At 38.4% G+C, this 24,855-nt stretch carries 17 protein-coding genes and 9 pseudogenes; 21 read left to right on the top strand and 5 right to left on the bottom strand.

The window, feature by feature from the left end; translation table 11 throughout:
• Positions 1–5: 5 nt before the first annotated feature.
• Positions 6–1,161, bottom strand: a pseudogene (locus LZ575_RS15110) (ATP-binding protein).
• Positions 1,162–1,291: 130 nt separating this feature from the next.
• Here LZ575_RS15110 and LZ575_RS15115 point away from each other — a divergent pair.
• The 4 genes and pseudogenes from LZ575_RS15115 to LZ575_RS15125 all read left to right on the top strand — a co-directional run bounded on the left by LZ575_RS15115 (position 1,292) and on the right by LZ575_RS15125 (position 5,122).
• Positions 1,292–2,477: pseudogene (locus LZ575_RS15115) on the top strand (phosphoglycerate kinase).
• Between the two features lie 94 nt (positions 2,478–2,571).
• Complete coding sequence (locus LZ575_RS24325; RefSeq protein WP_409187164.1) at positions 2,572–3,198, top strand: transglycosylase SLT domain-containing protein; 627 nt, start codon at positions 2,572–2,574, stop codon at positions 3,196–3,198.
• The gene (locus tag LZ575_RS24330; RefSeq protein ID WP_409187165.1) at positions 3,185–4,120 is read left to right on the top strand and encodes a LysM peptidoglycan-binding domain-containing protein; all 936 of its coding nucleotides are present in this window, start codon (positions 3,185–3,187) and stop codon (positions 4,118–4,120) included. Before LZ575_RS24325 ends, LZ575_RS24330 begins: the two co-directional genes overlap by 14 nt.
• Positions 4,121–4,144: 24 nt before the next feature.
• Positions 4,145–5,122: a DUF4837 family protein gene (locus LZ575_RS15125; protein ID WP_235325321.1), complete on the top strand. Its 978-nt coding sequence runs from the start codon at positions 4,145–4,147 to the stop codon at positions 5,120–5,122.
• A 48-nt stretch (positions 5,123–5,170) separates the two neighbouring features.
• Here the strand turns inward: LZ575_RS15125 and tatA are convergent, their stop codons facing one another.
• A complete protein-coding gene (gene tatA / locus LZ575_RS15130; RefSeq protein WP_235325323.1) occupies positions 5,171–5,365 on the bottom strand; it encodes a twin-arginine translocase TatA/TatE family subunit in 195 nt (64 codons plus the stop codon).
• 111 nt (positions 5,366–5,476) lie between these two features.
• Between tatA and LZ575_RS15135 the strand changes: the two are divergent.
• The 10 genes and pseudogenes from LZ575_RS15135 (at position 5,477) to LZ575_RS15180 (ending at position 15,917) form a co-directional block, all read left to right on the top strand.
• Positions 5,477–6,347: pseudogene (locus tag LZ575_RS15135) on the top strand (M23 family metallopeptidase).
• Positions 6,348–6,353: 6 nt separating this feature from the next.
• A pseudogene (locus LZ575_RS15140) lies at positions 6,354–7,857 on the top strand (GH3 auxin-responsive promoter family protein).
• A 3-nt stretch (positions 7,858–7,860) separates the two neighbouring features.
• Positions 7,861–9,546, top strand: a pseudogene (locus tag LZ575_RS15145) (DUF6909 family protein).
• A gap of 2 nt (positions 9,547–9,548) precedes the next feature.
• A complete protein-coding gene (rfbC, locus tag LZ575_RS15150) occupies positions 9,549–10,094 on the top strand; it encodes a dTDP-4-dehydrorhamnose 3,5-epimerase (protein WP_235325325.1) in 546 nt (181 codons plus the stop codon).
• Positions 10,095–10,139: 45 nt separating this feature from the next.
• Complete coding sequence (gene rfbD / locus LZ575_RS15155; protein ID WP_409187219.1) at positions 10,140–10,955, top strand: dTDP-4-dehydrorhamnose reductase; 816 nt, start codon at positions 10,140–10,142, stop codon at positions 10,953–10,955.
• Positions 10,956–11,000: 45 nt separating this feature from the next.
• Entirely contained in the window at positions 11,001–11,990 is a 990-nt protein-coding gene (locus LZ575_RS15160) for a UDP-glucuronic acid decarboxylase family protein (protein ID WP_235325327.1), read from the top strand.
• A 66-nt stretch (positions 11,991–12,056) separates the two neighbouring features.
• Positions 12,057–12,782 (top strand): glycosyltransferase, encoded by a 726-nt coding sequence (locus LZ575_RS15165; RefSeq protein ID WP_235330752.1) that lies wholly within the window; start codon positions 12,057–12,059, stop codon positions 12,780–12,782.
• Positions 12,783–13,118: 336 nt separating this feature from the next.
• Positions 13,119–13,458, top strand: a pseudogene (locus LZ575_RS15170) (P-II family nitrogen regulator).
• 25 nt (positions 13,459–13,483) lie between these two features.
• A complete protein-coding gene (locus tag LZ575_RS15175) occupies positions 13,484–14,737 on the top strand; it encodes an ammonium transporter (protein WP_235325329.1) in 1,254 nt (417 codons plus the stop codon).
• An 85-nt stretch (positions 14,738–14,822) separates the two neighbouring features.
• Positions 14,823–15,917: a porin gene (locus LZ575_RS15180; protein WP_235325330.1), complete on the top strand. Its 1,095-nt coding sequence runs from the start codon at positions 14,823–14,825 to the stop codon at positions 15,915–15,917.
• Positions 15,918–16,007: 90 nt separating this feature from the next.
• Here LZ575_RS15180 and LZ575_RS15185 read toward each other — a convergent pair.
• A pseudogene (locus tag LZ575_RS15185) lies at positions 16,008–17,316 on the bottom strand (phenylacetate--CoA ligase family protein).
• Positions 17,317–17,406: 90 nt separating this feature from the next.
• On the opposite strand from LZ575_RS15185, the pseudogene purD reads away from it, so the two are divergent.
• Positions 17,407–18,686: pseudogene (purD, locus tag LZ575_RS15190) on the top strand (phosphoribosylamine--glycine ligase).
• Here the strand turns inward: purD and LZ575_RS15195 are convergent.
• The gene (locus tag LZ575_RS15195; RefSeq protein WP_235325332.1) at positions 18,672–18,902 is read right to left on the bottom strand and encodes a DUF6341 family protein; all 231 of its coding nucleotides are present in this window, start codon (positions 18,900–18,902) and stop codon (positions 18,672–18,674) included. The pseudogene purD and the gene LZ575_RS15195 overlap by 15 nt on opposite strands.
• A gap of 44 nt (positions 18,903–18,946) precedes the next feature.
• Between LZ575_RS15195 and LZ575_RS15200 the strand changes: the two genes are divergently transcribed.
• The 6 genes and pseudogenes from LZ575_RS15200 (at position 18,947) to LZ575_RS15220 (ending at position 23,241) form a co-directional block, all read left to right on the top strand.
• Positions 18,947–19,873: a DUF6427 family protein gene (locus LZ575_RS15200; protein WP_235325334.1), complete on the top strand. Its 927-nt coding sequence runs from the start codon at positions 18,947–18,949 to the stop codon at positions 19,871–19,873.
• Complete coding sequence (locus tag LZ575_RS15205; protein ID WP_235325336.1) at positions 19,870–20,433, top strand: hypothetical protein; 564 nt, start codon at positions 19,870–19,872, stop codon at positions 20,431–20,433. Before LZ575_RS15200 ends, LZ575_RS15205 begins: the two co-directional genes overlap by 4 nt.
• Before the next feature lie 78 nt (positions 20,434–20,511).
• Complete coding sequence (locus LZ575_RS15210; protein ID WP_311195817.1) at positions 20,512–21,375, top strand: DNA adenine methylase; 864 nt, start codon at positions 20,512–20,514, stop codon at positions 21,373–21,375.
• Between the two features lie 8 nt (positions 21,376–21,383).
• Positions 21,384–21,515: a hypothetical protein gene (locus tag LZ575_RS23870; protein WP_311195818.1), complete on the top strand. Its 132-nt coding sequence runs from the start codon at positions 21,384–21,386 to the stop codon at positions 21,513–21,515.
• A 2-nt stretch (positions 21,516–21,517) separates the two neighbouring features.
• A pseudogene (locus tag LZ575_RS15215) lies at positions 21,518–22,126 on the top strand (DUF4254 domain-containing protein).
• Between the two features lie 110 nt (positions 22,127–22,236).
• Positions 22,237–23,241 (top strand): glycosyltransferase family 9 protein, encoded by a 1,005-nt coding sequence (locus LZ575_RS15220; protein WP_235325338.1) that lies wholly within the window; start codon positions 22,237–22,239, stop codon positions 23,239–23,241.
• A 456-nt stretch (positions 23,242–23,697) separates the two neighbouring features.
• On the opposite strand, the gene LZ575_RS15225 is transcribed toward LZ575_RS15220, so the two are convergent.
• Complete coding sequence (locus tag LZ575_RS15225) at positions 23,698–24,744, bottom strand: ferredoxin--NADP reductase (RefSeq protein WP_235325340.1); 1,047 nt, start codon at positions 24,742–24,744, stop codon at positions 23,698–23,700.
• Positions 24,745–24,855 lie beyond the last annotated feature (111 nt).

Here is a 24,855-nt window from a genome sequence, read left to right on the forward strand (position 1 = left end):
AATCGTTAAGCCGCTTTTTTATGAAGTAGACGCGTTAGTTTAATTGAAAGATCTGTGAGAATTATTTTTGAATTTCCATTTCGCTCAATATGGTAAATGGCGTCTTCAATTTCTCCTGTAATTCCTTTTATATTCAGGCTGTTTACAAAAGGAGCAAATTTCTCTAATTTAAAATCTTTAGAATGTAATTGCATATAAATTAGGTCCCTGGAATTATAATTTGCCAGCAAAGCCTGGCGAAAAAATCCAAGGCAATAGAGAAGAAAACTCTTTTGAGTTTCTCTTCCCATAGAAGCAATTTCATCACTCCAACTAATTAAATCAAGAATAGAAGCTTTATTTCCCCGGGCTTTAAATGCCGTTCTCACCCAATTAATAAATAAAGTTTCAAACTGCTCATCCCCAGCATCTTTGTGAAGTAAATGCAAAGCCTTTGCAAAACTACCATTTGCCTGTACTGCAATATTTTTAGAAGTAGATGCATCCAAACCGTGTTTTTCTCTTAATTCTTCCGCAATTATGGCTTCAGCCAGGGGAGGAAAACGAAGGATCTGGCACCTAGCTTTTGATGGTTTGGATAATTTGTTCTTCGTCTTCAGCAATGAGAAGGAATAAAGTTTTATCAGGCGGTTCTTCAATAAGCTTCAAAAGTTTATTGGAACTGGATGTATTCATTTTATCAGCCATCCAAATCAGCATCACCTTAAAGCCACCTTCATAAGATTTTAAGGAAAGAGATTTTAAGATCTCCTGGGCTTCATCCACCCCAATTTGTCCCTGCTTATTTTCTATTCCAATTCTTTGATACCAGTCAAATAAACTTCCATAAGGATCTTCCTTAATAAATTTTCTCCAGGAGTCAAGGAAGTTGTTAGAAACAGGGTGAGATTTAATTTGATCGTTTGTTGCAACTGGGAATGCAAAATGTAAATCGGGATGAGCGAGGTTATTAAAGCGTAAATTACACGCAGAATTCCCGAAATTATTTTCCTGCCCTGTGTTTCCGCACAAAATATATTGTGCATATGCAATTGCCATAGGAAGTAAACCGCTGCCGTGATTACCAATAAATAGCTGGGCATGTGGGATTCTTCCTCTATCGGCCGTAGTGGTTAAATGGTTTTTTATATGAGGTAAACCAAGGACTTCAGAAAAAAGCATAAGCAAAGATAAAATATATCTACACTTTATATCTTCAGAAAAAATTATATTTGTATTAGACACATATTAATGAAATAATCTGCAATTGTTCCGGCAGAAATTTAGGAACGCATAAATTTTAAACTGAACTATGAAGACAATAGACGATTTTAATTTCAAGAATAAAAAAGCACTAATTAGAGTAGATTTTAATGTGCTTAGTAAGCAACGGGGAAGTTGGAGATACTACCCGTATTGAAGCTGCAAAACCTACGATTTTAAAAGTTCTTGAGGATGGGGGAAGTGTAATACTTATGTCTCACCTTGGAAGACCTGAAGGGAAGGAAGCAAAATATTCTTTGGAACAAATTGTTGATACTGTCTCACAGGTTTTAGGTGTAAAGACCAAATTCGTAAATGATTGTGTAGGCGAAGAAGCTGAAAAAGCAGCAGAAAGTCTTCAACCAGGGGAAGTGCTTCTTCTGGAAAATCTTAGATTCTACGATGAAGAAACAGAAGGAGACAAAACTTTTTCTGAAAATCTTTCAAAGTTAGGTGACATTTATATAAATGATGCCTTTGGAACCGCACACCGGGCTCATGCTTCCACAACGATTGTGGCAAAGTATTTTGATGATAAATGTTTTGGCTATCTTCTTCAAAAAGAGATTGAAAGCCTTAATAAAGTTCTAAGATCTGCAGAGAAACCTGTCACCGCAATCCTGGGAGGTGCCAAAGTTTCTTCTAAAATTACGGTGATTGAAAATATATTGGATAAGGTGGATCATTTAATAATTGGAGGCGGAATGGCCTTTACATTTATTAAAGCTAAAGGGGGGAATGTAGGTGACTCCCTTGTTGAGGAAGATAAGCAGGAATTGGCTCTGGAAATTTTAAGATCTGCTGAAGAAAAAGGGGTGAAGATCCATCTTCCGCAGGATTCTGTTATTGCTGATGATTTTTCAGAAAATGCAAAAAAAGATGTTACTCCTACCAATGCTATTCCTGCGGGATGGATGGGGCTTGACGCAGGACCCAGAACAATAGAAAATTTCTCCGGGGTAATTGCTGAATCAAAAACCATTTTATGGAATGGTCCGGTTGGAGTGTTTGAAATGGATGCCTTCTCAAATGGAACAATTAAAATTGGGGAAGCCATAGGAAAAGCGACTAAAAACGGTGCTTTTTCACTTGTTGGTGGTGGAGACTCAGTATCTGCCGTGAAGAAATTTAATCTTGAAGATCAAATGAGTTATGTCTCTACTGGCGGAGGTGCTATGCTTGAAATGCTGGAAGGAAAATCTTTACCTGGAATAGATGCTATTTCACAACAATAAACCGGAAAATACGTTTAATTTCTTTTTTTGTATTTTATGATGAGTCTATGAAAAAAATACTCTCTTTCCTTATTTTCCTTGTGGCTTTCGGAGTTTGTGGACAAACCTCGGAGAAAAAAAGGAAGCCAGTAAGTCGGAGGCTAAAAAAGCCAATTTTAGAGTTCAGGTTTTCAAAAAATCGGGAGAAGAAGAGATAAAACTTCAGGAGGCAGATCCTGAATTTAAGAAGAGGCTACCAATATCGGCTAAAGTTGAAAAGGCAGAACTTGTAGATCTAAAAGATCTTCCCCGTGCTGCCGATATAGATTCGGTTTGGAAGGCGGAGCTTTTAAATTCAGATCTTTTTGAAAAGATGCAGTCACAGATCCTGGAGCAGGACTATTCTGAAGTTGTTTATAAAGAATTACCTACAGATACTCTTAAGGCAAGGCTGGCAAGGCTTAACGCCCGCACTCCTTTTAACGTGGAATATAACCCGATCCTGGAGAGTGTGATCAAATCCTACTTAAAGCGCAATAAAAAATCCATGGAGCGCTTGATGGCGTTAAGTGAATATTATTTCCCATTATTTGAGCAGCACCTGGACAGGCAGGACGTACCTCTGGAAATAAAATATCTTGCTATTGTGGAATCTGCGCTTAATCCCCGTGCAAAATCTCACATGGGGGCTACTGGATTATGGCAGTTTATGTTTACCACTAAGCAAGATGCACGGGCTTGATGTAAGTTCTTATGTAGACGAGCGAATGGATCCTGCAAAATCCACCAAGGCTGCTGCAGATTATCTTGCAGCTTTGTATCGAACATTTGGTGACTGGGATCTTGTGCTGGCCAGCTACAATTCAGGCCCGGGAAATGTTTCGAAAGCTATGCGAAGAAGTGGTGGATCCACGAACTACTGGGATCTAAGACCGTATTTACCCCGGGAAACAGCAGGTTATGTGCTTACTTTTCTAGCCACTCTTTATTTATTTGAATATGCAGAAGAGCATGATTTCCAGCCCAACTTACCGGAAATTGCTTTTTTTGAGACAGATACGATCCACGTGAAACAACTGCTTAATTTTGAGCAGATCACCAAAGTAACCGGAGTCGAAAAAGAAATGCTTCAGTTTCTTAACCCCAGTTACAAACTTGATATAATTCCTTATATAAAAGATGAAGCTTACGCTTTGCGTTTACCCAGATCCAGTGTCGGCATATTTGTTAACAATGAAGATGAAATCTATAATTTCACAAAAGCAGAGTTAGCTGAAAAGGAAAAGGAACTTCCAAAATATATAGCAGCAGAAGAGAAGGTAAGGTACAAGGTAAAAAACGGGGATTATCTGGGTAAAATTGCTCAGAAATATGGCGTGGGAATAAGTAGTATTAAAAGCTGGAATAACCTGCGAGGAAATAGCCTGAGGGTAGGACAGTACTTAACAATTTACCCAAGAACTTCTGTCTCTCTGGCAGAAACCGCATCAGAAAGTACTACCAAAGGTTCTTCATCAAATGTATATACCGTCAAGAGAGGAGATTCCCTTTGGAGCATTTCAAAGAAGTTTCCGGGAATTACGGTACAAAATTTGAAGAGTTGGAATAGTATATCAGATAATAATCTCAAACCTGGGATGGTCCTGAAACTTTCAAGGGGCTAAACCAAAATTGGAAAAATTTTATTTATGAAGAATATAATATTCTTAGCTGCTCTATTTGTCTTAATGCTGAGCTGTAAAGGCTCCGGTGAAGAAGAAAAACTTGTTTTAACGAGCTCATCAGGAAACATTAACAATATTTCGGTCGTGGTAGACAATGAAAATTGGGAAGGTTCGATTGGTGAAGCCTTAAGAAACAATTTAGCGGCCCCTGTAGATGGTTTACCTCAGGATGAGCCGCTATTCTCTTTAAACCAAATGCCACCTGAATCTTTTAAAGGATTTGTTCGTAAAAACCGCCTATTCGTAAAAATTGAAGAAGGAAAAAATGCAGGTTTTAAGGTTTTTAATGATCCATTTGCACAACCACAGCGAGGTGTATTGATCACAGGACAAAATTCCCAGGAGATAGTTGAACAGATAAACCAAAATTCTGAAGAACTTATTAAAGCTTTTAAAAATACAGAGATTGAAGAAAAACAAAGGAGGATAAGGAAATCCTTAAAAGATGACTCCCGGCTTAAGGAACAAATGGGTATATCAATGAAATTTCCCACGGCCTATAGATATGCAGTTGAGGATGATGATTTCTTCTGGATTAGAAAAGATATTCCAAAAGGAATGATGGAAATAATGGTATATGAAGTTCCAATGAACGTTATTGAAAAAGACACTAACATAATCGGTAATATCATAAGAATGAGAGATTCTATAGGAGAAGCTCACATTCCGGGTCCTGTAGAGGGAAGTTATATGATTACAGAGGAAGCTTATGCGCCCTATTTATTCCATTCTCAACTGGATGGAAAATTCGCGTATGAAACCAGAGGTACCTGGGAAGTGAAGAATGCATTTATGGCTGGCCCGTTTCTAAACTATGCAGTACGGGATTCCGTGAATAACAGGTATGTGATCCTGGAAGGTTTCGCCTTTTCTCCTGCAACAGCGAAAAGAGATAATATGTTTGAACTGGAGGCTATTTTAAGATCTGCCGAATTTGAATAAAAAAAAGCCCAATTTTCATTGGGCTTTTTAAATATAACTTGATTTTATTTAATGTTTCTCTTCTGAGACTTTTTTGGTCTCGTCTGTATCTTCTTTAGAAGCATCCTTAAATTCCTTAATACCGCTACCCAAACCTCTCATCAATTCAGGTATTTTACGACCTCCAAACAACAACAATATTACCACCACAATCAGTATAATCTGTGGAGCACCTATAGCAAGGGGTAAAATAAATAATTCCATAACAAAATATTTAGAATACAAACTTACTAAGAATTCATCAATTTAAACCTTTAGTCGTATTAAATAGTATAAATTTAACTTTGTACTATCTTTGCGAGTGCAGCAATTATCATGGCAGAAAAGAAGAGAAATAAGAAGAAATTCACCAGGAAGTTATTACATAAATACCGCCTGGTAATTTTAAATGAAGATACTTTTGAAGAGAGGCTTTCCTTTAAACTCACAAAATTAAATGTGTTTGTAGTGGTCACTCTCAGTGCAATTTTACTTATTGCAGGCACAACTTATCTAATTGCTTTCACAGGTTTAAGAGAATATATTCCGGGATATTCTTCCGCAGCATTAAAACGACAGGCGACAGAGCTGGCTTATAAAACCGATTCTCTCCAAACGGAACTTTTACTTAACAATCAGTATTACGAATCAATAAAAAGAGTTTTAACCGGAGATTTGGAACCTACAGCTTTGAACAGGGACTCCCTGGCCCGGGAATATCAAACAGACCCTTCTTTGCTGAATGTCGCACCCTCCAGGGCAGATTCTTTATTAAGAGAAGAAGTAGCCCAGGAAGATAAATACAACCTCCTGGAGACTGCGGGATCATCTATTGAGTTTGCACTATTCCCTCCTGTTAAAGGCTCTATTACAGAAGGATACGATCTAAGAAGCTAAGCATTATGCAGTAGATATTGTTGTTGCCAAAAACGCTCCTGTTAAGGCAGTTGCAGATGGCAGAGTAATTTTTGCTGAATGGAGCGCGGCCACGGGATTTGTTATAATTATTGAACATGATTACGGCTTATTATCAGTTTACAAGCACAACTCTTCCCTTACCAAAGAGCAAGGGGATCTTGTGAGGGCAGGGGAGGTAATAGCTGCAGGCGGTTCAACAGGAGAATTAAGTACTAGTCCACATCTTCATTTTGAATTGTGGAATGAAGGAAACCCGGTAAACCCTAAAGATTATATTGATTTTGAATAATTATCTATGTCGATAAAGTCCTTTTCAGCAAAAATTTTTGCGCGATACATCCGAAAACAAATTGACAGCTGGGCATCACGGCCTGTGGAAGTGCAGGAAGAAACATTCAAGGAGTTAATTAGAAAAGGAGCGTCCACAGTCTTTGGCAAGGACCACGATTTTGAGAATATTAAGAGTTACGAAGACTATAGAAAAAGAGTTCCTATTAGAGATTATGAGGAATTAAAGCCCTATGTGGACAGGGTGGTGGCCGGAGAAGAAAATATTCTCTGGCCGGGAAAGCCATTGTACTATGCCAAAACCAGCGGAACTACCAGTGGTGCCAAGTATATTCCCCTTACAAAAGATTCAATGCCAACCCATATTAACGCGGCGCGGAATGCTATACTCTGCTACATTGCCGAGACTGGCAAAGCAGGATTTGTGGATGGCAAAATGATCTTTTTGCAGGGAAGTCCTGAAATGACTGAGAAAAATGGGGTAAAACTAGGTCGACTTTCGGGGATAGTGGCGCATTACGTAAGCGTATCTTCAAAAGAACAGACTCCCCAGCTGGGAAACTAATTGTATTGAGGATTGGGAAACAAAAGTAGATGCAATTGTAGAAGAGACCAGGAATGAGAATATGACTGTAATTAGCGGGATTCCTTCCTGGGTGCAGATGTATTTTGAGCGTCTAAAGGAAAAAACAGGAAAAAAAATAGGAGATCTTTTTCCAAATTTTAATCTCTTTATCTACGGGGGAGTAAATTATGAGCCATACAGGGCAAAATTTGAGAATCTCATTGGCAGAAAAGTAGACAGTATAGAATTATACCCTGCTTCGGAAGGTTTTTTTGCTTTTCAGGATAAGCAGGAGGATAAGGGAATGTTGCTTCAGTTAAAATCAGGGATTTTTTACGAATTTGTTAAAGCAGAAGAATTTTTCGAAGAAAACCCACGACGTTTATCAATAGGAGAGGTAGAAAAGGGTGTGAATTATGTAATGATCATTTCTACTACCGCAGGTCTATGGGCTTACAATATTGGTGATACTATTCAATTTACATCCATTAAGCCTTACAAGGTGGTAGTTTCAGGCAGAATAAAACATTTTATTTCGGCTTTTGGGGAACATGTAATCGCAAAAGAGGTTGAGGAGGCGATGCAGGAGGCCACAGAGGCAACAGGAGCTCAAATTTCAGAATTTACCGTGGCACCTCAAATAACACCTCCCGGAGAGGAACTGCCTTATCATGAATGGTTCATAGAGTTTGAAAAAGAACCTTCAGATTTGAAAAAATTTAATTTAATTCTTGATAAAAGCCTTCAGAAGCAAAACTCTTATTATTTAGATCTTATTGAAGGAAAAATTCTTCAGCAGTTAAAAATCAGTAAAATCCCCAGGGATGGCTTTCAGCAGTATATGAAATCCATAGGAAAACTGGGTGGACAAAATAAACTTCCACGGCTTTCTAACGACAGGAAAATAGCCGATCAACTGGAAATTATCATAAAAAATCAGAAATAAAATATGGCAAACCTGAATTTGATGGGCAGGACCCGGGCGCAGGAAAGTACAAATGCAATAGAACGAATGTATATTACGATGAGGCATTTGTTCAACAGGGGTTTCTATAAACCAATGGGCGTATCGGGAGAAACCCTGAGAGAAGCATTAATGACTTTAAGACCTGAAATTTATGGAACTATTGCCGATGAAAAAGTTGAACTTCACGGGTTGTTATACGTTATGGATCGTCTTCCCAAGGGAATAGAGGAATGCTAGTACATTAACCTGACCAGTGATGAAGGTTATGCCAATTCCCACTTTAAGCCAATTGTTCCCCCCAAGCGACGCAGGAATTGTTACAGGATAGATGAAGAGCAAATAAACATAGAAATTACGCGTGGCCGTTCTGAAATATATGATATTCTCACGCACCTTACTTTTCTTTTTCTGGAGTCACATAAGGTTATGCGAAGGGTGATCATTCATGAAGATGGCAGCGTTTCCCGGGACTGGCAAAAACTTGAAGCTGCAGTTCAAAAGAAAGAATTGTCACAAATAGAGAGAGAAATTGCCCTCACTCATACCGCTAATATTTTGGGTAGGACCTTTAAGGAAGTCACAAATATCTACCCTAAGTTCATGGTCCCTGAAAATGAAGAAAGATTCCTCAATATTATTTATTGGCTGGGAAAATTAGCCCTTGAGGAACCTCTTAATAACAACAAACGTATAGTCACTTTTAGCCCTGTTCTAAGAGAGAGGCTTGGCCATCATATTCATGGGGAAGTATGGGCAGACAAAATTAAAACTCAGCTCCTGGAAAAGAACTTAATGCATAGGCCAATCCATATCATTAGTGCTAATATGCACAGTGTAATGAATACCTTATTTACTCCGGAAGCACTGGAAGAGGAGATGGGAGACAAGTCCATTATGGAAATGTATGAAGCTTTAAGTGATAAAGGTAACGGACAGCTTAGAAACAAGGTGATGAAAATGGCCCTTGACAATGGAATGCAATTTATTGAAGATGCCAGCGGGACAAATATTGACGTACAGATTTTTGACACTGCCCTCCTCAAAGATGGTTTCCGGAATTCGGAATTTCAATCAAGAGATAAGGATGATAAGCCTGTTATTTTAGTAATGGATTACGCCTTTGGAGAGCAGGCATATGAAACTATGGACGAATTGCTGAAGCCTTACGTTTATGAAAATGATGAAATACACCTGAACGTGGTTTCCATTTCAATTATGGGAAAGGCCGGAATTCTGGAAGGCGGAAAAGGAGATATTATGATTCCTTCTGCCCATTTGTTTGAGGGTACTGCAGATAACTATCCATTTTTCAATGAACTAAAGAAATCTGATCTTGATGACCAGGGAATCAATGTGGTAGACGGTACGATGATAACCGTTTTAGGTACATCACTTCAAAATAAGGATATTTTAAAGTTCTTCCAGGAATCTACCTGGAATGTGGTGGGGCTGGAAATGGAAGGTGCACATTATCAAAAAGCAATACAGGCTGCGTCAAGGCTTAGGGGCAACATAAGGGAAGATGTTAAGGTGAGATATGCCTATTATGCATCAGATAATCCTCTGGAAACTGGTAGCACGCTTGCATCGGGAGGACTTGGAACATCCGGAGTCAAACCTACATACCTCATTACCGAAAAAATACTGGAACAAATTTTTAATACATAGTTATGCAATTTCATTCAACTCCTTTAAAAGATTGCTTCTATATAGCTCCTGATGTATTCAGAGATCATAGAGGAATTTTTCTGGAGAGTTACCGCAAGAATAGATTTAAAGAAGGCACAGGGCTTGAAATTGATTTTGTGCAGGACAATCAGTCGGTTTCCACAAGAGGGGTCTTGCGAGGGCTTCATTTTCAGGAAGGCGATCACGCGCAGGCTAAGTTGGTGAGAGTAATTTACGGGCAGGTTTTGGATGTTGTTGTTGATCTGCGACCTGATTCTCCTACTTTTAAGTCGGCTTTTAAGATCTTACTGGATGATAAAAATCACCACCAGTTGTTCATCCCTCAGGGATTTGCACATGGTTTTCTTACTTTATCTGAAGTTTCCGTATTTTCCTATAAATGTGACAGGTATTATTCTTCAGGAGCTGAATCTGGGATAGTATACAATGATCCTGATCTTGCAATAGACTGGGGAATGCCGGAGAGTGAATTTATATTATCTGATAAGGATAAAAAGCTTCCCACATTAAAATCCCTATTTTCATGAGAACTGTTTTGGTAACTTAGTGCCGGAGGACAATTAGGCAGATGCATTCAGGATGCAGTTAAGGAAGAAAAAACCATTGACTGGCTGTTTATGGATTCTTCTGAAGTTGATATTACTTTACAATATAACCTTCAGCAGGTATTTAATAGTAAAAGTATAGATGTATGTATTAATTGTGCCGCCTATACTAATGTGGAAAAGGCCGAATCTGATACAGAAACAGCTTATCTAATAAATTCTGAAGCTGTAAAAAATATTGCAGAAATCTGTAGAAGAAACGAAGCTGTTCTTTACCACTTTTCTACCGACTATGTTTTCAAAGGAACCGCTCAAATGCCCTATACTGAAGAGGATAAAACACAGCCACTGAACGTTTATGGTGATTCCAAATTAAAAGGAGAAGAGCACATTAAGAAAATTCTGGATTCTTTTTTTATTTTTAGAACCTCCTGGTTATATTCACAATATGGCCATAACTTCTATAATACTATCCTTAAAAAAGTAAAAGAAGGAGCACAGCTTAATATTACCACCTCTCAAACTAGTTCGCCCACGAATGCCAATCATCTTGCTCAATTTGTTGTAAATCTAATTATAGAAAATAACTCCAGGTATGGTTTATATCATTACAGTAATGCAGGGGAGACTACCTGGTATGGATTTGCGAGAGAGATCTTAAGAGCATCCGGGAACCTGGATGAGGTAAGTCTTATAGAGGATAATTCATATAAGACTATAGCTACAAGGCCCGCCTATAGTGTCCTGGATAAAACCAAATTAAAAAATACTTTTAATTATCCGGTTGCTTCCTGGCAAATGGCACTGGAGGAATTATATCAAAGTGAAGTTAATAAAAATTGATCCTATAATATTTTGGCTATTTTTAGTCGATGTAAATTATTTTAAATGGCAAAAAGAATACTAATCACGGGAGCAGCCGGATTTTTAGGTTCTCATTTGTGTGATCGTTTCATAAAAGAAGGTTTTGAGGTTATAGGCATGGACAATCTTATAACCGGAGACATGAAAAACATAGCTCACCTTCTTAATAATGAAAATTTTGAATTTTTCAATTACGATGTTACTCAGTTTGTCCATGTAAGAGGAGATCTTGATTACATTCTCCACTTCGCATCTCCTGCAAGCCCAATAGATTACCTTAAAATACCAATTCAAACCTTAAAGGTAGGTTCTCTTGGGATATGGCATTTACTGGGACTGGCAAAGGAAAAAGACGCGAGAATTCTTATTGCATCTACTTCTGAAGTATATGGAGATCCTCTGGTGCATCCTCAAACCGAAGAATACTACGGAAATGTAAATACCATTGGCCCAAGAGGGGTTTATGATGAGGCAAAACGGTTTCAGGAGTCAATGACAATGGCTTACCACCGCTTTCACGGAGTAGATACCAGGATAGCCAGGATATTTAATACTTATGGTCCCAGGATGCGGCTTAACGACGGGAGGGTAATTCCCGCTTTCATTGGACAGGCTTTAAGAGGACAGGATCTTACAGTTTTTGGAGACGGTTCCCAAACCCGCTCCTTTTGTTATGTAGATGATCAGGTTGAAGGTATATACAGGCTGCTTTTGAGTGATTATACCAATCCCGTTAATATTGGGAATCCTGATGAGATTACTATTAAAGATTTTGCTGAAGAAATCATTAAACTTACCAATACCGATCAAAAGATTATTTACCAACCTCTACCTGAGGATGATCCAATGCAACGCCAGCCGGATATTACCCGTGCTCGTGAAGTATTAGGTTGGGAGCCGAAGGTATCCCGCCAGGAAGGGATGAAGATCACTTATGAATACTTCAAAGGTTTGACAGAAGAGGAATTGCATAAAAGTGAACACAAAGATTTCTCAAAACACATAAAAAGATAAATTCCCGAATGCAACTTACGCCAAAGGTTTCAGTTATTATGCTTAGCGTACAATGCGGCCTGGTTTATTAAAGATTCTATTGCGTCAGTTATCAGTCAGACTTATACTCACTGGGAACTTTTTGTTATTGATGATGCCTCGACAGATGGAACTGTGTCCATAGTTCAAAATTTGGAGGAAACAAATCCACAGATTACTCTTCTTCGGCTAAATCAAAACCAGGGTACAGGAGCTGCCCGTAATAAAGGCATTGAAGCAGCAACAGGGACTTTTATTGCCTTTTTGGATGCCGATGACCTTTGGCTACCGGAAAAGCTGGAGATCCAGGTGAATTTAATGTTGGAAAAAGATTTGGTAATGACCTATTCCAGCTACTATTTAATGGCTGAGGATGGAAAAAGACTCAGAAATTATGTAGAAGCGCTACCTGTCCTTACCTATGGGAAACTTCTTAAATCAAATTATGTAGGGAACCTCACCGGAATATACAATGCCCGTAAAACGGGTAAAATGTACTCTCCCGTTTTCAGAAAAAGACAGGATTGGGCATTGTGGCTTAATTTGATGAAAAAAGCGGGTCCAGTAGAGGGAATTTTAAAGCCTCTCGCAGTATATAGAAAAAGGAGCAATTCTCTTTCCCGTAATAAAACTGCTTTGGTATCTTATAATTTTAATATTTATCATGAATTTCTTCAATTCAGCTTCCTTAAAAGCTGTAGGTATTTAGCAGTATTTCTTTGGGAGCACTTCTTTATAAAAAATTCGCAGGTAAAATCCTGCTCCAAAATTTAATAATTCACAGATAATCAATAATTCTCATCGATTCTAAATTTTCGATGAGAGATTGTTGGTGGTTTATTTTTATTGCTAATTATTTTTTAATAATTGCGATTTTTAAACTCTTTTTAATAAGAAAGAGCCAAAATCCTCTCCTATAAAGCCCTTATTATCCTTTTCCACCTGGCATTTTTATAGAAACATCGTATAAATTGATATTATTTATAATGACCCCTATAAAATTAGGGGGTATATTTTATTTATTATATAAAATTTGAAGATTAACCCCCAAAATTATGTAGCATTTAACTTTTTATTATATTTTTACTCGAGTTCAAATCTTAATATTTTATGAAAAAAATTGAAGCCATTATTCGGAAAGCAAAATTTGAGGAGGTGAAAAATGCTCTTCACGAGACCGAGGTGAATTTCTTTAGTTACTGGGATGTCATTGGAATTGGGAATGAAAAGGAAGGACATGTGTATAGGGGGGGTCTCCTATAGTACCAGTGAAATTCAACGTAGGATGATCTCCATTGTAGTATCGGATGCTTTTGTTGAGAAAACTGTTGAAATTATTCTTCAAACCGCCTACACAGGATCGGTAGGCGATGGGAAAATATTTATATCGCCCATAGAGGAAACATACAGGATAAGGACGAAAGAAAGAGGGAACGATTCTTTAAAATAATCTATAAATATTTAAAATAATTTAAATGGAATTACTTACTACTAATAATGTTTGGATGATGATATGTACCGCCCTGGTATTTTTCATGCACCTTGGTTTTTCACTACTTGAAGTGGGACTTACCCGTCAAAAAAACGCCATTAATATTCTCTTTAAAAATGTCTTTATTATATGCACAGGGCTTCTCGTCTATTGCATAATAGGATTTAATCTTATGTATCCCGGCACCTTTATAGCAGGGATAGTTCCTGATTATTTTTTCGGTCTTTTTGGGTTACACCCTCCAATGGTGGATGGTTCTTTAGATTTGGCCTATAATGAAGGATACACTTACTGGACAGACTTCCTTTTTCAGGGTATGTTTGCCGCCACTGCCGCCACTATTGTATCTGGAGCAGTAGCCGAGAGGATCAAACTGGGAAGTTTTATGTTGTTTTCGTTAATATATATAGCCATTGTCTACCCAATTGCCGGATCCTGGAAGTGGGGCGGCGGTTTTCTGGACGAGTTAGGCTTTTATGATTTTGCAGGTTCCACACTGGTACACTCTGTAGGAGGATGGGCTGCATTAATAGCTATTTCCCTTTTAGGAGCAAGACTTGGCAAATTTGGAAAAGATGGAAGCTCTCACGCCATTCCTGGACATAATATTCCTTTAGCCACTGCGGGTGTGTTCATACTATGGTTAGGCTGGTTTGGCTTCAATGGAGGTTCTGTTCTTTCGGCCGATCCCTCCCTCACTTCCATAACTCTGGTTACCACATGCCTCGCAGCAGCAGCAGGTGGAATTTCTGCCTTTGTTGTCTCTACCCTCAAATATAAAAATTACGATCTTACAATGTTCCTAAATGGTATTCTTGGTGGCCTTGTGGGGATTACTGCTGGAGCCGACGTAATGGCGCCTTTAGATGCTGTAATCATAGGGCTTATAGCAGGTGTTCTCATTGTTTTTGGAGTTGCATTAATCGACAAATTAAAACTTGATGATCCTGTAGGAGCTGTTCCCGTGCACCTTATCTGCGGAATGTGGGGAACCCTGGCTGTAGGTATCTTCGGAAGTCTGGCAGGAATCGATCAATTCCTTTATCAACTGGCAGGTGTTGGGATTATAGGCGCTTTCTGTTGTATTTCAGCATTCATCATTCTATACGTGATAAAATCTACCATGGGACTTAGAATGGGAATGCGGGAAGAAACTGAAGGTCTTGATATCCACGAACATGGTATGGATGCCTATGCCGAATTTGGGATAGAGGAAACTCCTGTAAATCATTATTAAAGGAAAAAGGAGCACTTGGCGGAGTGCTCCTAAACATAATCCTTTCAAAAAATCCTAGTTAAGTTCAATTAAATAAGACTTCTATATGAAACGAATTACATTTACAAATATCAGATTTTTTTTACTTATAGCCTTTCTTGGTTCTGCTAATAATCAACTTTTTTCACAGGAAACAGAGACTCCTGCTGCTGTGGAAGGATTTCTTTCCAATTTAAGCATTAGTGGATCTGTAGATGCTTACTTCCGAACCAATTTTAACGGATATAATAAATACGATGAGGAGGAAGGATCACCTCAGGCTCCGGCTACGTCTTTTGCCAATGACCCGGGTTTTGCTTTGGGAATGGCCAATGTAATCCTGAGTTATGAGGGTGAAAAGGCAGGTTTTGTAGCTGATATGGTCTTTGGTCCCCGGGGAGAGGATGCGGTATTCTTATCAGAAGGTTCTTCTAATATTGTAAATCAACTTTACGCCTTTTACAATGTTACCGATAAGTTTAGGTTGACCCTCGGAAATTTCAACACCTTTTTAGGTTACGAGGTCATTTCCCCGGCTGCAAATTTCCACTATTCAACATCGTACATGTTTTCCTACGGTCCCTTCTCTCACACAGGATTGAAGGCTGACTTTGCATTGACCGATAATTGGAGTGCAATGCTGGCAGTAATGAATCCTACAGATTTTACTGAATTTAATCCATTTGGTCTATATACGTTTGGAGGACAACTGGGATACACTAATGATGCAGGAAGCGCTTTTTTAAACCTTATCTATGGAGAACAGGCTCCGGGTCTTGATGCGACCTTTCAAATAGATCTTACGACTGGATGGGACCTTTCCGATTCTTTCTACCTTGGATTGAATACCACATACAACACTACAGACGGTGAAGGTTTTTACGGGGTAGCTTTGTATCCTCAAGTAAAAACTTCAGAAAATTTCGCTTTAGGCTTAAGAGCTGAATATTTTAAAGAATTGGAAGATGGAGAAGGATATGTGTATGGAGCCGATGTGAGAGCTCTTGATTTTACGCTAACCGGAAGCTATACAGTAGGTAACCTGATAATTAAACCGGAATTAAGATTGGATTCAGTTTCTGAAGATGTTTTCCTTGATAAAGATCTTGCTCCTATAGACAACTTGTCCTCTTTTGTACTCGCAGCTATCTATGCTTTTTAAATCTACCCTGAATAGAATCGGGGGAAGTTTAGAGTTCTGACTTTTTTAAAGAAAGGGTTTTTAAATTTTTCCCGATTTATTATTATAGCTTTAAACCAGGGAAGTGAATTGCTTCAATTTACCACTGATATTTCTTTGAAGAATGAGTTTCCTCTCAAATTGTACTTTTAAATCTTTTCCCACAAAAGTTTCTATAGCCTCAAGGATTTTTTGAATTTGTGCAGGGGAGAATTCATAGTCGCTCACGTACTCAATTTTAAAAGTATCCATACCCGTTTGAATAATAATGAATTCCTTTATACTCCCTGCGTCTTCTATAATTGACTTTGTGACATAATAAAAAGTAAGACCGGGAACTACTTTTCCATTGGCAAGTCTTGCCACGTCATTTGTGCGGCTTAGTGAGTTTTTTTAAAATAGGTCTTTTACAGGTGCTGTTTGGGGTAAGAGTACCTGTATCTCCAATATCATAGCGAATCATGGGATGAGCCTTGTTGTAGAGAGATGTAATAACAATGCGTCCCTCTTCTCCATGTGGAAGAATCCGGTTGTTTTCATCCAGGATTTCAATAAATAAACTTTCAGAATTAACTATCCATTCCCCGGCTGCATTTTCAAAAGCTATTAAGCCCACTTCGCTGGCTCCATATTCATTTACTACTAGTACTCCAAAAGACTTTTCTATAAGCTCCTTATCATCCTCAAAAAGTTTTTCTGAAGTAACTATACAAACCTTAAGGGAAGGGCACAGATCCTTCAGTATAATTTCCTTCTTTTTGAGGTATTTGGCGAAGAGTACAATTGCGCTGGTATAACCATTAACATAGTCAAAGTTGGACTTTTTAAACCTTTCCAGAAAACCCAACATTTTCTTCTCACTTAGGTCAAAGACGTTAAACCTTCGTCGAAGACTCACTCTATCTTTAAAGCGTTCAAAAGCATTTCCATAGAAGTCTAAAGGAATTCCGTAAAACCTTGCCTGCAGAGATTGATTTAAATTAATATCAATCCAGTGATAACGGTCAATAAATTCTGCCCAGGTTAACGCATGACAAAAGCGGTCTTTTGCAAAAATAAAAGGGTGACCGCTGGAACCTGAAGTCTTTCCTATATAACTATTATTTTTACTACAAGAGTTACTGAGACGTTGGTCTAAAGGTCTTTGTAAATGTTTTTTTTGCATCACAGGCACCTTTTCCCAGGAGGTAAACTGGGCATCACCAAAGAAATCCCGGTAAAATAAGTTGTGTTCTAAATGATATTCTACAATACTTTGGCAGCTTTCCTGCACGTACTGTTCGTAATTTTCCTCTGGAATATTCTGTATTTCCCACAACTTTTGTTGTGCCCTGTTAATAGGGAACCTGTTAAGCTGAAGGGAGATCTTAAACCAGTTCAAGGGGAAATTAGTTTTATTTTATTCGAAATTATTAGTGCTTCAATTTACAAACATTTAATTTTGGCACAAGAAAATTAAAACAACTTCCGGATGAATATTTTGATATTGGGTGCAGGTGGTCGCGAACATGCTTTTGCAACAAAAATTAAAGAGAGTAAAAATTGTTCAAATCTCTTTGTAGCTCCCGGAAATGCAGGGACTGCCCAAATCGCTAAAAATGTTGATTTGAAGTTAAACAATTTTGATGCAATAAAGGATTTTGTACTTACCGAAAATGTAGAGATGGTGGTTGTGGGCCCCGAAGATCCCCTGGTTGAAGGAATTACTGATTTCTTTAAAGAAGACGATTCCTTAAAGGAAGTCTTAGTAGTTGGTCCTTCAAAAAGAGGAGCTTTGCTGGAAGGCAGTAAAGAAAGGGCAAAAGAATTTATGCTGATTCACGGGATACCTACTGCCGCTTATCAAAGTTTTACTGCCGAAAGTCTTGACGCCGGAAAATCCTTTCTCGAATCTCTTCAGGCTCCATACGTTTTAAAAGCTGATGGCCTGGCGGCAGGGAAAGGTGTACTAATTCTGGATGATCTGGATGAAGCAAAGCAGGAGCTTGAGAAAATGCTTATCGATAGTAAATTCGGGAGTGCGGGATCAAAAGTTGTAATTGAAGAATTTCTTAAGGGAATAGAGCTTAGTGTGTTTGTACTTACAGATGGAGAAAATTATAAGATCTTACCCACTGCAAAAGATTACAAGCGAATAGGCGAAGGGGATACAGCCTTAATACGGGCGGAATGGGCGCTATTTCCCCTGTTCCTTTTGCAGACAAAGAATTTATGCAGAAGGTAGAGGAAAGGATAATTAAGCCTACTATAAAAGGTTTTAAGGATGAAAATATGGATTACAAAGGATTTGTCTTTATCGGATTGATGAAGGTGGGTGATGAGCCTTATGTAATTGAGTATAACGTAAGAATGGGAGATCCTGAGACAGAAGTTGTTTTACCAAGAATTCAGACAGATCTGGTAGAGCTATTGAAAAAAACCGCTGAAAAAAAGCTTAATGAGGTTGAGGTGAGTATAAGTGAGGAATCTGCAGTGACTGTAGTGCTCGTTTCGGGAGGATACCCAGAGGATTACGAGAAAAGCAAGGAAATTACAGGCTTGAATAATATAGAGGGTTCAATTGTATTTCACGCAGGTACAACGCAAAAGGATGGAAAGGTAGTAACCAGTGGAGGAAGAGTCCTTGCTGTTACTTCCTTTGGGGCAAATTACAAAGAGGCACTAAAAAAATCCTATCAAAATATCGAAAAACTTCATTTTGACAGGATGTATTATAGAAAAGATCTTGGATTTGATTTATCCCAGGAATGAGTGGGCGGTAGGATCTCTGTCTTCCTCGTCGTTGTCATTAAATTTCTTAAGTTGCTTCATCCAAAAAAGGAAAGCAGCAAAAGCAATAATTACAAAAAGGAAGTTAATTATATTGGCTAAAAACCAGGAGTTCTGTTCCAGATCATATAACCAGTTTAGAGGCAGAAATAAAATTTCCTCAAAAACATATGCGATCCCCTCAAATAAATCTCTCATTTTTTCAGTTTGAAAATTATTCCACAAAAATATAAAAAACGGCAATGCTAACAAGCTTTTTTAGCAAATCAAAACCTATTAATTTTCTTGCTGTCGCTTTTTTTATGGCGATTTTTTACTTGCTCGCCAACGCTCAGGCAATGTTTTCTTCTTTTAGTTTTTATACTATTGCTTCCCGGGTGGGGGTTTTAATTCTTTTTATTATAAGCATTTCAGTTCTTAATTTTATTGCCAAGAAAAATGAACTTACCAAGCGCAGTGCCTATAAGATCATCATATTTGCGGTTTTTGCCGTTTCCTTTCCCGAAATTCTGCGGAACGGGCCTGTAATAGTAGCAAATTTATGTATTCTACTGGCTTTGAGAAGAATAATAAGCCTGCGGTCGCAAAAAGATATTCAAAAGAAGATTTTTGACGCCACCTTCTGGATTTGTATTGCGTCTTTATTTTATTTCTGGTCAATTCTCTTTCTGATTATCGTGTATACAGGAATACTGCTACACGTGGGAAGCTATTTCAAGAATTGGTTAGTGCCTCCAATTTCATTTTTTGCAGTTCTGGCCCTGGTAACATCCTTTGATATTATTGTCTATGGCAACTACTATACTTTTTACGATTGGTTTCAACCCAGCAATTTTGATTTTAAGCATTACAATGATGCAGAAATTCTCATTCCGTTAAGTGTTATACTAGCCTTAATGATTTGGACTATATTTTACTACTTTGGGTTGCTTCAAAAGGCAAGTATAAATTCACGTCCTACTTATATCCTGGTATTGATAACTTTGGTCTTATCGGTTGGAGTAGCTTTGTTTTCTCCTGTAAAAGATGGGAGCGAATTCCTCTTCTTTTTTGTTCCCTTATCTATTATCGCTTCAAATTATTTTGAAGGAAAAGGAGAAAAATTATTTAAAGAGATCCTGTTAATAGGTTTGGTGCTGATGCCAATTTTAATTCCAATTTTGTTTTGAAGCAGGAAGAGCTGGATAAGATTGAAAATGAACTAAAAAAGCGCTGGGATTTCCCATATGAATGGGGACGAATTCAAAATGATGTTTGGGACAGGCATTCTTCTTTCATCTACAGTACTTCAAGTTGGGATATACTTCGTCAAAAATGTGAAGATGCTGTAAAAAGCAATGGACTCAACAGGAGAGAATTTCTAAATTACGCTTTCAACCGCTGGTATAACTACTGGAGTGCTGTAGCCGTGGAAAAAATTTTTACTACTCTTCCCGGAATTGTCCCTGAGTTTAATAAAACGAACAGACTTGTTGACTTTAATTTCTTCGGAAAGGATTTTGACTTGAAAACTTCTGTTTTTCCGAAAGGCTTTGGGAGAGATCTTACATATTGCAGGGAGCATCCGGAAGAACTGATTCTATGGCTTTACAAAAATCAGAGTGCTCAACAAAGACAGCATTATGCCAACCGTTTGTTTCTTATAGTTTTTTCTGAAGCGGGTAATCACTGGAAGCTGAAGGCTGAGATCTCCTGGTTAAAACAAATCGTGACTGAATATGTTGCATAGGTTTGATCACTCCCGGTTACATAAATTTAATTTTGATAATCAAAAAACCACTTTTTCAGATATAATCTGGGCAATAAGATGAATTATATAGGTTCTAAAAATAGATTAACCGATTTCATAAAATCCAACGTAAAGGCTGTCGTTCCGGGAGATCTTTCAGCAAAGATATTTTGTGATCTTTTTGCGGGAACCGGAATTATTGGGCGAAGTTTTAAGCCGGATGTAAAAACTGTTATCGCAAATGATATCGAATTCTACAGCTATGTGCTGTTGCAAAATTATATTGGAAACCATCAACAGCTGGATTATCAGCAATATTTGGATGAGCTGAATAATCTTCAGGGCAAGAAAGGGTTTATCTATGAGTTTTATTCTGAAGGGGGGAAAGAAAATAGGCTCTATTTTTCTTCTGAAAACGGGCAGAAAATAGATGCGGCGAGGATTCAGCTGGAAACCTGGAGGGAGAATGGGATCATCATTATGAATCTCTATTACTTTTTGTTAGCCTCAATTATTGAGAGTGCAGATAAAGTTGCTAATACAGCATCGGTCTACGGGGCTTTCCTGAAAAATTTAAAAGCATCAGCAAAAAAGGAACTTGAAATCCAGCCCGCCAGTTTTGATATTACGCAAAATCCCCACGAGGTTCATAGGGAAGATGCGAATAGCCTGATCTCAAAAATTGAAGGCGATATCCTGTACCTTGATCCGCCATACAATGCCCGGCAGTACGGAGCGAATTACCATCTACTTAATACTATTGCAAAATATGATACCTTTGTACCTCAGGGAAAAACGGGACTGAGAGACTACTACCGCTCGTCTTACTGCAAGACAGGAGAAGTCAGGGAAAGTTTTGAAGCTCTCCTGCGAGAGGCAAAGTTTCAGTACATTTTTCTCAGTTATAATAATGAGGGTTTAATGCTTAAGCAGAGGAGATAAGGAAACTGATGGAGCAATTTGGAAAATACGATCTGGCCACTACAGAGTACCAAAGATTTAAAGCCGATAAAACAGAGAGCCGAAATCACACTGCGACTGCCACCACCGAATATTTACACATTTTAGAAAAAAATCAATAAGCATGTTTTCAGATAAAGCCAATCAAATATTTCAGGAAGTAATTGAAAAATACCACGAATTAGATACTGTAGATCAGCCTTTTCATAATCCGTATGACCGGGATTCGCAGTTGCTGGAGCACCTGTTGTACCGCAAATGCTGGATTGATACTGTGCAGTGGCATTATGAAGATATCATTCGTGATCCTAATATTGATCCCGCAGCTGCGCTGAAACTGAAAAGACAAATTGATGCTTCCAATCAGGACAGGACAGATACTGTAGAATACATTGACAGTTATTTTCTGGAAAAATATAAAGATGTAACTCCTAAAGAAGATGCTACTATAAATACTGAAAGCCCGGCCTGGGGAGTAGACTGATTGTCAATACTGGCACTTAAGATTTTCCATATGAATGAGGAAGCCAATAGAACTGACGCGACTCAGGAACACCAGATGAAATGCCAGGCAAAGCTGGACGTACTGCTGGAGCAAAGAGTTGATCTTTCCACCGCTATTAATCAGCTTCTGGAGGATATATCAATTGGAGATAAATATATGAAGGTGTACAGGCAAATGAAGATGTACAATGATGATGAACTCAACCCTGTTCTAAGAAGCAAGCAGTAATTAAGATTTGAAATGGATGCTTAGGTTCTTCTAAATTAAAAACGCAATTTGACCGGGAAGCTGGTGGAAAAAAACATTTCCGGCATATTCTGGTCATACGCCTTTCGGCTATGGGAGATGTGGCCATGCTGGTGCCTGTGCTGCGGGTAGTGACTTCTACTTATCCGGCTATTAAAATTACCGTATTAACCAGGAAATTTTTTTCCCCGCTTTTTAAAGATATTCAAAATGTGCAGGTTTACCCTGCCGATGTCAAAGGCCTTCATGCGGGAGTAATGGGTCTGAGCAGGCTCGGGAGAGAACTACGGGACATTGGAGTGGACGCGGTTGCAGACATGCACGATGTATTAAGGAGTAACGTGCTGAAAACAATTTTTTGCTTCTATGGAATTCCGGTAAAGCAACTCGATAAAGGGAGAAAAGAGAAGAAAGAACTAACAACAGCCCATAATAAAGTTTTTAAACAACTTAAGACGACTCACCAACGATATGCCGATGTTTTCAGACAATTAGGATATCCCATTGATCTCAAGAACCACAAATTTCCACCAAAGCAGAAATTATCACCGGGTGTTCTTACCCTTACAGGTAATGCTCCTCATAAATGGATAGGAGTGGCACCTTTTGCGAAACACGATTCTAAAGTCTATCCTGCCGATCTACTGGAAGAGGTCCTTAAAGAACTGAACAGGGAAGCAAAAACTAAAATATTTCTCTTTGGAGGAGGTAAGGCAGAAGAAGAAAAACTGGAGCTGTACGCAACCAAATTTGAAAATGTTGTCTCTGTTGCAGGAAAGCTAAAGTTTGAGGAGGAGCTGGAACTCATCTCCAATCTGGATGTTATGCTTTCCATGGATAGTGGGAATGCTCATCTTGCCGCGATGTATGGTGTCCCAGTAATAACAATATGGGGTGTTACCCATCCCTTTGCCGGATTTAAACCTTTCAATCAGCCAATAGAGAATTGCCTTTTGCCGGACCTTCATAAATATCCTGCCATTCCCACTTCTATTTATGGAAATAAATTTCCTGAAGGTTACGAAGATGTGATGCGTACAATCCCGCCCGGGAGAGTTGTGAATAGGATTAAAGTGATTTTAGCCGCAAAGGATTAGGGAATAACCTGTTTTTCGATTATCTCAGCCTACTGTGACTAGACAGGCTGATTTCCGTTTTTATAACAAGTAAATCTGCGTCTATTTTTCCTAAAATTAGCCTTAAAATAAACCATGGAAATTTTTACGCACCAGATTTTCTATGTAGCACATTACGCCGCTCCTACGGAGCTTCAAATCATCGGCGTCATAATTTCTATAAATATGCCGCCTCTCTGAGGCTGAGTAAGAAATGAAGTTCAGAAAAGAATTATTTCAGCTCCGTAGGAGCGGAATATTATAGGAAAAATGTAACCTACCAAATAATGAGCCCCGTAGGAGCGGGATGTCTTCCGCAGCTATAGAGAAGATTTCTTTAGTAAATCCATTTCAATATCAGATTGTCCTCAATAGAACAAGGACTTTTTGATGCTTTTAGAAATCCTATCAATCCCAATATTCTTCTTTGCAAAAAGCCTATACGTCGTCGTAGTTTACTCTTAACGTAGGGGTTGTAGCCTGTGCCTGGCAGGTAAGAATGAGACCCTCTTCAATTTCACTATCGGTTAAAACCTGGTTTTTTCGCATTGTGGCTTTTCCTTCTTCAATTCTTGCGACACAGCTGCTGCAAATACCACCCTGGCAGGAATACGGTACATCAAGATCATTTTCTAGTGCTGTTTCCAATACCGTTTCTTCACTATCCATGGTAAATGTGCTTTCTTCATCATCTACAATAATAGTGAGTTGTACTCCTCCTTTAATCTCAGTTTCTACAGGTCCTGAATCTTCAGTGGTGAAAAGTTCAAACAGGATGTTTTCTGCTGCAACTCCATTCTGCTGAAGAATACTTTTAACCGTGTTGATCATTTCTTCAGGACCGCACAAATAAAACTTATCTATAGTAGATTCCTTAAACTTGTTCTTGAGAACATAATTAACCGTGCTGGTTTCAATCCTTCCGAAGTGGGCATTTTCTTCCCTGCTACGGCTGTATACGAATTCTATAAATAGTCTCTCTGAATATTTACTCTGAAGCTGAAGAAGTTCTTTAAAAAAGATGGTGTTTTCTACTGTTTTGTTTCCATAGACCAGGATGAAATTACTTTCCGGTTCTTCAGTTAAAACAGTTTTTAATATTGAAAGCACAGGGGTAATACCACTTCCAGCAGCAAAAGCAGCATAAGTTTTGCCTCCTTTTCCCGGTTCAAAAATAAATTTACCCTCCGGAGGATGCACTTCCAAAGTATCTCCGGCTTTAAGTACATTATTTGCAACAACAGAAAAAGTTCCGCCTTCTACTTCTTTAACAGTTACTTTAAATTCACCAGATCCCGGAGAGGAGCAAAGGGAGTAGGCTCTTCTAATTTCCTCACCTTTTACGTTGGTTTTAATAGTGATATATTGGCCCGCTTTGTAGTTGAAGGTATCCTGTAGGTTTTCAGGAATTTCAAAAGATAAACTTACAGCTTCCGGTGTCTCCCGAATAACTTCTTTTATCTTTAAAGCATAAAATTGACTCATGTTCTAAAATTTAGGCACAAAAATACAAAGTCTCCGCTTTTTAGAATGTAACAAATTGGTAAATTTCAACACTCGTTAATAAAGACAGAGGTATGATCAAGCGTTTTATTT

Source organism: Antarcticibacterium sp. 1MA-6-2 (assembly GCF_021535135.1).
Classification (GTDB): Bacteria; Bacteroidota; Bacteroidia; order Flavobacteriales; family Flavobacteriaceae; genus Gillisia.

What these genes read in the sequence shown, in the direction of transcription:
- LZ575_RS15175 (WP_235325329.1), top strand. Translation starts at nt 13,484, where the DNA reads ATGGAATTACTTACTACTAATAATGTTTGGATGATGATATGTACCGCC.
- LZ575_RS15160 (WP_235325327.1), top strand. Translation starts at nt 11,001, where the DNA reads ATGGCAAAAAGAATACTAATCACGGGAGCAGCCGGATTTTTAGGTTCT.
- tatA (WP_235325323.1), bottom strand. Translation starts at nt 5,365, where the DNA reads ATGGAATTATTTATTTTACCCCTTGCTATAGGTGCTCCACAGATTATA.
- LZ575_RS24330 (WP_409187165.1), top strand. Translation starts at nt 3,185, where the DNA reads ATGCACGGGCTTGATGTAAGTTCTTATGTAGACGAGCGAATGGATCCT.
- LZ575_RS15180 (WP_235325330.1), top strand. Translation starts at nt 14,823, where the DNA reads ATGAAACGAATTACATTTACAAATATCAGATTTTTTTTACTTATAGCC.
- LZ575_RS15225 (WP_235325340.1), bottom strand. Translation starts at nt 24,744, where the DNA reads ATGAGTCAATTTTATGCTTTAAAGATAAAAGAAGTTATTCGGGAGACA.
- LZ575_RS15195 (WP_235325332.1), bottom strand. Translation starts at nt 18,902, where the DNA reads ATGAGAGATTTATTTGAGGGGATCGCATATGTTTTTGAGGAAATTTTA.
- LZ575_RS15210 (WP_311195817.1), top strand. Translation starts at nt 20,512, where the DNA reads ATGAATTATATAGGTTCTAAAAATAGATTAACCGATTTCATAAAATCC.
- LZ575_RS15125 (WP_235325321.1), top strand. Translation starts at nt 4,145, where the DNA reads ATGAAGAATATAATATTCTTAGCTGCTCTATTTGTCTTAATGCTGAGC.
- LZ575_RS15200 (WP_235325334.1), top strand. Translation starts at nt 18,947, where the DNA reads ATGCTAACAAGCTTTTTTAGCAAATCAAAACCTATTAATTTTCTTGCT.
- LZ575_RS23870 (WP_311195818.1), top strand. Translation starts at nt 21,384, where the DNA reads ATGGAGCAATTTGGAAAATACGATCTGGCCACTACAGAGTACCAAAGA.
- rfbC (WP_235325325.1), top strand. Translation starts at nt 9,549, where the DNA reads ATGCAATTTCATTCAACTCCTTTAAAAGATTGCTTCTATATAGCTCCT.
- LZ575_RS15220 (WP_235325338.1), top strand. Translation starts at nt 22,237, where the DNA reads ATGGGAGATGTGGCCATGCTGGTGCCTGTGCTGCGGGTAGTGACTTCT.